This window comes from Brevundimonas sp., from assembly GCF_036405315.1.
GTDB lineage: Bacteria > Pseudomonadota > Alphaproteobacteria > Caulobacterales > Caulobacteraceae > Brevundimonas.
Map to the genome: position 1 here is coordinate 1 of NZ_DASWXW010000105.1, position 5,266 is coordinate 5,266.

Genomic DNA, 5,266 nt, shown 5'->3' on the forward strand with positions numbered 1-5,266 from the left:
CTCGACGGCGCCATCGACCTGATCATCCCGCGCGGCGGCAAGAGCCTGGTCGCCCGCGTTCAGGCCGAGGCGAAAGCGCCTGTGCTGGGCCACCTGGAAGGCCTCTGCCACACCTATCTGGACGCCGCCGCCGACCTCGACGTCGCCCGCCGCGTCGCCGTCAACGCCAAGATGCGCCGCGTCTCGGTCTGCGGCGCCACCGAGACCCTGCTGGTCGATCGCGCCGCCGCCGACCGCCTGCTGCCCGCCGTGGCCGCTGACTTGCTCGCGGCCGGCTGCGAACTGCGCGGCGACGCCGAGACCCGCGCCCTGATCCCCGCAGTGACCGAGGCGAATGAGGCCGACTGGACCACCGAATACCTAGCCCCCATCCTGTCGGTGCGGATCGTCGACGGCGTGGACGGCGCGGTCGACCACATCCGTCGCTACGGCTCGGGCCACACCGAGGCCATCATCACCACCAACGCCGAGGCCGCTGAGCGTTTTGTGGGCGGCGTCGACAGCGCCATCGTCCTGATCAACGCCTCGACCCAGTTCGCCGACGGCGGCGAGTTCGGCTTCGGCGGCGAAATCGGCATCTCGACCTCCAAACTGCACGCCCGCGGCCCCGTCGGCGCCGAACAGCTGACCACCTACAAATACGTGGTGCGCGGTCAGGGCCAGACCCGGCTCTGAGCCCAACCCTCTTCAGAGCCCCAGGCCTCAAGCAGCGCGAAGCGCGGTAGGCCCCACGAAAAAGGGCGACGCCGCAGCGCCGCCCTCCCCCTGCCCCAGAACCGATCCGTCAGTTGACGGGACGGCCCTCGGTGTCCACCACCTGCACCTCGCCCAGGTTCAGGGCGCGGATCTTCGGCTCGATCGCCGCGCGATCGCCGACCACCACCCAGGTCGTCGGCCCGTCGCCGACCAGGGCGCGCGCCGCGACCGAGGCCCGCTGCGGGTTGGTCGCGTTCACCGAGGCGGCGTAGCCGTCGTAGTAGTTTTCCGGCACGCCGTAGACGACCATGCGGGTCAGGTCGGCGGCGACGGCGGCGTTGGTCTCCCACCCCCCGGCCATGCCGAGCACCAGATTGGAGCGCACGGCGGCGATCTCGCTCTCGGTCAGCGGCCGCGAACCGACCACATCGTTCAGTTCCTTGCGGATCTCGTTGAGGCTCTCGGCGGTCTTGTCGGACTGGACCCCCGTCGAGACCAGGAACATCCGCTCGCCGCGCGCGGTCCGCAGGCCCGACCCGGCGCCGTAGGACCAGTGCTTGTCCTCGCGCAGGTTCATGTTGATGCGGCTGGTGAAGGCGCCGCCCAGGGCGGTGTTGGCCACGTCGAAGGCCCCCTCGTTCGCCGCGTCGAAGGCCGGGGCCAGACGGCCGGCGGTGATCGACGACTGCGGACCGGCGCGATCCACGATCAACACGCGCGGCGCCGCCGGAGACGGCAGGGCCGGCGCGGCGGGCTTGACCGGCAGCGCGGTCGAAGGCGCGCGCCAGTTGCGGAAGGCCTTCTCCAGCGCCGCGGCCAGTTCGGCCTGGGTCGTGTCGCCGACCACCACCAGGGTGGCGTTATCGGGACGGAACCAGGCGGCGTGATAGGCCTCGGCGTCGGCGGGGGTCAGCGCCTTGACGCTGTTCTCCGTTCCCGAGGTCGGGCGGCCGTAGGGGTTTTCCGGTCCATAGACGTTCGCCGCCAGCACGCGGCTGGCGATGGCGCCGGGATTGCGGTTCGACTGCTGGATGCCGGAGATCTGCTGGGTCTGGGCCCGCTGGAAATCCTCGGCCCGGAAGGCCGGGTTCTGGATGATGTCGGCGTAGAGGGCCAGCGACGGCTCCAGACGCGACTCGATCGCGTTCAGCGAGACGTTGGTGTAGTCGACCGTGGAGCCCGCCCCGACCGAGGCGCCCAGCAGTTGCAGCCGGTCGCTGATCTGCAGAGCGTTCAGGCTGTCAGTGCCGTTGGTCATGACGGCGGGCGCCAGCTGGGCCACCCCGTTCTTGCCCGAGGGATCAGCCGCCGAACCGGCCTCGACGATCAGGTTCATGCTGACGGTCGGCACGCCGGTGCGCGGGGCCAGCACCACCTTCAGCCCGTTCGACAGGGTGAAGCGCTCGAAGCTGGGGAAGTCGGCCTGGGGCGCGGCGCCCGGGTCCGGCATCTTGGTGCGGTCGGCGCCGTTCGCCGCCGTGGTGAAGTCGGGGAAGGGCAGGACTTCCAGCGCATAGCTGCCGTCGGTCAGCCACTCGCGCCCGGCCGCCGTCAGATTGGCGGGGGTGGCGCTCAGCAGGCGCTCATAACCGACCTTCCAGGCGCCCGGATCACCGAGGAAGACCTGGCTCTCGGCCAGACGATCGGACTTGCCGCCGAAGCCGCCGATCCGTTCCAGGCCGCGCACATAGGCGGCGCCGTTGACAGTGCGGGCGCGCTCCAGTTCATCGGCGGTCGGGCCGTCGCGCAGCAGGCGGGCCATCTCCTCATCGACGACACGCTCGATGGCCGCCAGGTCCTGACCCGGCTTGGCCGTCACCATGACCAGGAACTGGCTGCCGATCTCGCTCTCGGAGGTGCCGGCGAAGACGCTGGTCGCGACCTGATCATCGAAGACCAGGCGCTTGTGCAGGCGCGAGGTGCGGCCCGACGACAGGACCTGGCCCAGCAGGCCCAGATAGTCGGTGGCGGCGTCGCCGGTCGGCGGCACGTTCCACACCTTGTAGAGACGGGGCTGGCCGACGCGATCGTACATGACCTCGCGCTGGACGCCTTCCATCCGCGACACCATGCGCTGCGGCTGGGTGACGGGCGGACCCGAGGGAATGTCGCCGAAATAGTGCTCGACCTTAGCGCGGGCCTCCTCCGGCGTGATGTCGCCGGCCAGAACGATCGTCGCGTTGGCGGCGCCGTAGTAGTCGCGGAACCAGCCCTTCACGTCGTCCAGGCTGGCGGCGTTCAGGTCGGCCATCTCGCCGATGACGGTGTGGCCGTAAGGGTGATCGGCCGGATAGGTGGCCTTGGTGATCGCGTCCCAGACGCGGCCGTAGGGCTGATTCTCGCCCTGGCGCTTCTCGTTCTGGACCACGCCGCGCTGCTCATCCAGACGAGCCTGGTCGATGGCGCCCAGCAGGTGGCCCATGCGGTCGCTTTCCAGCCACAGCACGCTATCCAGCGCCGACTTGGGCACGTTCTGGAAATAGTTGGTGCGGTCGGTGTTGGTGGTGCCGTTCTGGTCGGTGGCGCCCAGCAGCTCGGTCGCCTTGAAGAAGTCGTTGTTGAAATTCTCCGACCCGTTGAACATCAGATGCTCGAACAGGTGGGCGAAACCCGAACGGCCCTGCGGCTCGTTCTTCGACCCGACGTGGTACCAGATGTTCACCGCCACGATCGGCGCCTTGTGGTCCTCGTGGACGATCAGGGTCAGGCCGTTCGGCAGCACCATCTTGGTGTAGGGAATGTCCACGTCCGGCAGGGCCGGCAGCGCGGCGGCTGCGGCCCGGTTCTGGGCGGCGGGCGCGGCGGCGGGCGCCGGAGAAGCATGGGCGGCGGCGGCCAGAAGGCTGACAGCGGCCCCGCCCAGAAGGGCCAGGCGGCGAGCGGCGATGGTCATGAATTCCCCCAGTGCGATATCGCGATGGACGAACCGTAACGGCGCTACGTCGCCAGAAACGAACCTTTCTAAAATTTAATCCCACGGAGAGTCCGCTACATCGCTCCGGCACGACAAATCATGCTGCGATGCACACCGCTCGCCGATCATAAAATGCTCGACACTTCAATAGTGGCACTATTTCATGCCATCAGTCATCAATTTTAGGCCTGGCTGCGGAAAATATTTGCACAACCGCGCCATGTTTCGCTTAATGAGCAAATGCAAAAAGGCGGCCGTTCCAACCCTGGTGGTTTTCTGATCGAGCAGCGTCGGCTGGAGAAACAGCCCGCTGAGCTGCGCGTGGGCGCCTTTACCGAGATCACGCTCAAACCGACCGCCGCCGGCGGCGCGGCCCAGGCGTCGCGCTGCACCGACTGCGGCGTGCCCTTCTGCCAGAACGCCTGCCCGCTGCAGAACAACATCCCCGACTGGCTGGCCCTGTCGGCGGACGGCGACCTGCGCGAGGCCTGGCGCGTCGCCTCGGCCACCTCGACCATGCCGGAGATCTGCGGCCGCATCTGTCCGCAGGACCGCCTGTGCGAAGGCGCCTGCACCCTGCAGCAATCGGGGTGGGACGGCGTCACCATCGGCTCGGTCGAGGCCTGGATCGCCGACACGGCCTTCGACAACGGCTGGGTCGAGCCTATCCGTCCCCTGACCGAGCGCGGCCAGAGCGTCGCCATCGTCGGCTCCGGCCCCGCCGGCCTGGCCGCCGCCGACCGCCTGCGCAGCGAAGGCTATGCTGTCGTCGTCTATGACCGCCACGACCGCGCCGGCGGCCTGCTGACCTACGGCATCCCCGGCTTCAAGCTGGAGAAGCGCATCGTCCAGCGCCGCATCGACCGCCTGATCGAGGGCGGCGTCGAATTCGTGCTGAACACCAACGTCGGCGTCGACGTCTCGATGGACGAGCTGCGCGCGCGCCATGACGCCGTCCTGCTGGCCATGGGCGTCTATCAGGCCCGCACCCTCAGCGTCCCCGGGCGCGGCCCCAACGACACCGTCGCCGCGCTCGACTTCCTGATCGCCCAGAACCGCATCGACTGCGGCGACGCCGCCGATGCCGCCGCGCCCCACGCCGTCGGTCGCGACGTGGTGGTCGTCGGCGGCGGCGACACGGCCATGGACTGCGTCCGCACCGCCGTCCGTCAGGGCGCGAACAGCGTCGTCTGCCTCTATCGCCGCGACCGCGACAACATGCCCGGCTCGGCCCGCGAGGTGCAGAACGCCGAGGAGGAAGGCGTCCGCTTCGAATGGCTAGGCGCGCCCAAGGCCCTGATGTCGAGGGGCGAGGCCGTCATCGCCGTCCGCGCCCAGCGCATGGCCCTGACCGAGGCCTCTGCCGGCGGTCGCCGCGACATCGCCCCGGTGGCCGGCTCGGACTTCGACCTGCCCGCCGACCTGGTGATCGAGGCCCTGGGCTTCGAGCCGGAAGCCTTCGCCGAGCAGCTCGACGCCGGGCTCGGCCTGACCAGATGGAACACCCTGCAGACAGCGCGCGGCGGGTTCGCCACCACCCTGCCCGGCGTGTTCGCCGCCGGGGACGCCGTGCGCGGCGCCTCCCTCGTCGTCTGGGCCGTGCGCGACGGCCAGGACGCCGCGGCCGAAATCGACCGCTACCTGCGCGCGCGTACC

The 5,266-nt window shown here is 69.5% G+C and carries 3 protein-coding genes; 2 read left to right on the forward strand and 1 reads right to left on the reverse strand.

All coding sequences use genetic code 11. The features are described from left to right. Positions 1-675: glutamate-5-semialdehyde dehydrogenase (locus VGE49_RS06285; RefSeq protein ID WP_331033706.1), on the forward strand; the 675-nt coding region annotated here is incomplete at its 5' end. Positions 676-784: 109 nt separating this feature from the next. On the opposite strand, the gene VGE49_RS06290 is transcribed toward VGE49_RS06285, so the two are convergent. Beyond that, positions 785-3,589: a M16 family metallopeptidase gene (locus VGE49_RS06290; RefSeq protein WP_331033707.1), complete on the reverse strand. Its 2,805-nt coding sequence runs from the start codon at positions 3,587-3,589 to the stop codon at positions 785-787. Between the two features lie 261 nt (positions 3,590-3,850). Here VGE49_RS06290 and VGE49_RS06295 point away from each other — a divergent pair. Continuing rightward, positions 3,851-5,266, forward strand: a 1,416-nt coding sequence (locus VGE49_RS06295) for an NAD(P)-dependent oxidoreductase (protein WP_331033708.1), incomplete at its 3' end; no start/stop codon positions are given.